Source organism: Microbacterium sp. zg.Y909, assembly GCF_024626565.1.
Map to the genome: position 1 here is coordinate 1 of NZ_JANJFJ010000287.1, position 3,053 is coordinate 3,053.

2 protein-coding genes are annotated in these 3,053 nt (G+C 70.1%); one reads left to right on the forward strand and one right to left on the reverse strand.

What is annotated here, in order from left to right; translation table 11 throughout:
• The coding region (locus tag NQ160_RS17240) for a preprotein translocase subunit SecA (RefSeq protein ID WP_374113671.1) at positions 1–1,467 on the reverse strand (1,467 nt) is incomplete at its 3' end.
• A 177-nt stretch (positions 1,468–1,644) separates the two neighbouring features.
• On the opposite strand from NQ160_RS17240, the gene NQ160_RS17245 reads away from it, so the two are divergent.
• On the forward strand, positions 1,645–2,982 hold the full coding sequence (locus NQ160_RS17245; protein WP_257516384.1) for a hypothetical protein: 1,338 nt from the start codon (positions 1,645–1,647) through the stop codon (positions 2,980–2,982).
• Positions 2,983–3,053 lie beyond the last annotated feature (71 nt).

The following is a 3,053-nucleotide window of genomic DNA, read 5'->3' on the forward strand; positions in this document are numbered from 1 at the left end:
CGCCATGTTGGTGGCGACCGTCACCGCGCCCAGCCGCCCGGCGCGGGCGACGATCTCGGCCTCACGGGCATGGTTCTTGGCGTTGAGCACCTCGTGCTTGACGCCCTTCTTGGCCAGCAGCCGCGACAGGTACTCGCTCTTCTCGACGCTCACCGTGCCGACCAGCACGGGCTGTCCGGCGGCGTGGCGCTCGGCGATGTCCTCGACGACCTGCGCGAACTTCGCCTGCTCGTTCTTGTAGACGAGGTCCGGCTGGTCCTTGCGGATCATCGGCTTGTTCGTCGGGATCGGCACGACGCCGAGCTTGTAGGTCGACATGAACTCCGCCGCCTCGGTCTCGGCGGTACCGGTCATGCCGGCGAGCTTGTCGTAGAGGCGGAAGTAGTTCTGCAGCGTGACGGTGGCGAGGGTCTGGTTCTCAGCCTTGACCGGCACGCCCTCCTTCGCCTCGATCGCCTGGTGGATGCCTTCGTTGTACCGGCGTCCCACGAGGATGCGGCCGGTGTGCTCGTCGACGATCATGACCTCGTCGTTCATGACGACGTAGTCCGCGTCGCGCTTGAACAGCGCGAGCGCCTTGATCGAGTTGTTGAGGAAGGAGATGAGCGGCGTGTTGGCCGACTCGTACAGGTTGTCGATGCCGAGGTAGTCCTCGACCTTCTCGATGCCGGGTTCGAGCACACCGATGGTGCGCTTCTTCTCGTCGACCTCGTAGTCGACCCCGGGCTCGAGGGTCTTGGCGATCTTCGCGAACTCGACGAACCAGCGGTTGGCCTCGCCCGAGGACGGGCCCGAGATGATGAGCGGGGTGCGCGCCTCGTCGATGAGGATGGAGTCCACCTCGTCGACGATGGCGTAGAAGTGGCCGCGCTGGACGAGATCGTCCTTGCGCCAGGCCATGTTGTCGCGCAGGTAGTCGAAGCCGAACTCGTTGTTCGTGCCGTAGGTGATGTCGGCGGCGTACTGCTCGCGACGCACCTGCGGGTTCTGGCCGGCCACGATCGTGCCGTAGGTCATCCCGAGCGCCCGGTAGACGCGACCCATGAGCTCGGCCTGGTACGAGGCCAGGTAGTCGTTCACGGTGATGACGTGCACGCCCTTGCCCGCGATGGCGTTGAGGTAGACCGGAAGCGCCGCGGTCAGGGTCTTGCCCTCACCGGTCTTCATCTCGGCGATGTTGCCGAGGTGAAGTGCCGCACCGCCCATCACCTGCACGTCGTAGGGACGCTGGCCGAGAGTGCGCTTGGCCGCTTCCCGCACGGCGGCGAAGGCCTCGGGCATGAGCTGATCGAGCGTCTCGCCGGCGGCGTAGCGGGCGCGGAGCTCCGCAGTCTCGCCGCGCAACTCCTCATCGGTGAGCTGCGCGTAGTCCTCTTCGAGGGCGGCCACGGCCTTGACGACCTGCTGCAGGCGCCGCAGCACCCGCCCCTCACCGGCACGGAGCAGTTTCTCGAGAGGGTTGGCCACGGGGCATCTCCATCTGTCGTTCGGGCGCGGATTGCGCCGGCGCCCGCACGCTCGGGCGCGCGGGCATACACCGCCATGTTATCGGCCCGTGACCTCATCGTCGCCTGAAGGGGCCCTCTGAACTCTCGCCCTGAGCGAACCCGCGCACCGGGCAACGGTGCGCCGTAGGATCGGCGTATGGCCGGATTCTGGGGCAAGCGCAAACGCGAGCAGCAAGAACTGCAGGAGCACGACGCGGATCTTGCGCGCCGGGCGGGTGCCGCTCTGGTGGCCACTGATGAGCGACTGCGGGTGACGAGCGACGAACTGGTGTTCGCGGATGCCGAGCTCGGCTCCGACGCGACCGCCGAGCTGCGCGAGGCGCTCGCGGCGGTGCGTCACCACCTGGGCGAGGCGTTCCACCTCAATCAGCTCAACCACGACGACATCCCCGACACCCTCGAAGAGCTGCGCACCCGCAACGCCCGCATCATCCAGCTGTGCGAGTGGGCCGACGACTTGATCGAGGACCGGACCAGCGCGCTGGCCGAGCGCATCGAGCGCGCCCGACGCGCCCCCGAGATCCTCGCCGGCATCCGCTCGGACGTGGAGCGCCTCACCGCCCGCGTTCCGGCGGCGCGCACGGTGATCGAGCGGGTGAGCCTGCGCTACGCCCCCGCGGCTGCACAGCGCGTCGCCGGCAACGCCGATGAGGCGGCCGGGCTGCTGGACTTCGCCGCGCACGGCGCCGACGTCGCCGAGCGGCGTCGCGACGCCGGCGAGCGCGGCGCCGCCAACATCGCTCTGGAGACCGCCATCGAGGCCGTGCGGCGGGCGGGCACCCTGCTCGACGCCGTGGACGACTTCGAAGTCGAGGCACTGCGCGCCCAATCGACCCTCGCCGCGGTCGTCGCCGACTCGCGCGAGGACATCGTCGCAGCCCGCGAAGCGCCGCAGGTGCCCGCGGTGACCACGGCTGTCGCCGAGCTCGAGCGCGCACTGGCGCGCCTGACCCCCGCCGGCGGCAAGGCGGATCCGTTCGCAGAGCTCACCGTGCTGCGCGAGAAGAACGCGGCCCTGGACGCGGTGATCGCGAAGGCGCGCGAGCGCGCGGCGCGGCCGATCCCCGCCGAGGCGCACGTGCGTCACGCCGTGGACGATGCCGACCGTCAGCTGTCGGTCGCACGCTCGGTGATCGCCGGCCACCGTGGGTGGATCGGCGCCGACGCCCGCACGCGCCTGGCCGAGGCGGAGAGCCTGCGGCTGGCGCTCAGCCCCGTGATCGCCGGCCCGATCGCCGAGGACGACCGCGAGAAGGCCATGGCCGACGCGCGGCGCTGCGGCATGCTCGCCTCGGAGGCGCTGCAGTACGCCCAGCGGGACATCGACGCCTCGCGGCCCGACGACCCGGGCTGGGGCGGCCCGCAGGGCGGATGGGGCGGCGGTCGCAGTGCCGGCCCGGGCGGCAACAACATCATGGGGGGCCTCCTCGGCGGCCTCGTCATCGGCAGCCTGCTGGACGGCATGTTCGACTGACCCGAGAGGGCACAGAAAAAGCGGATGCCGCGTGTAGGCGATGGTCCACGCGGCATCCGCTGAGCAAGAAG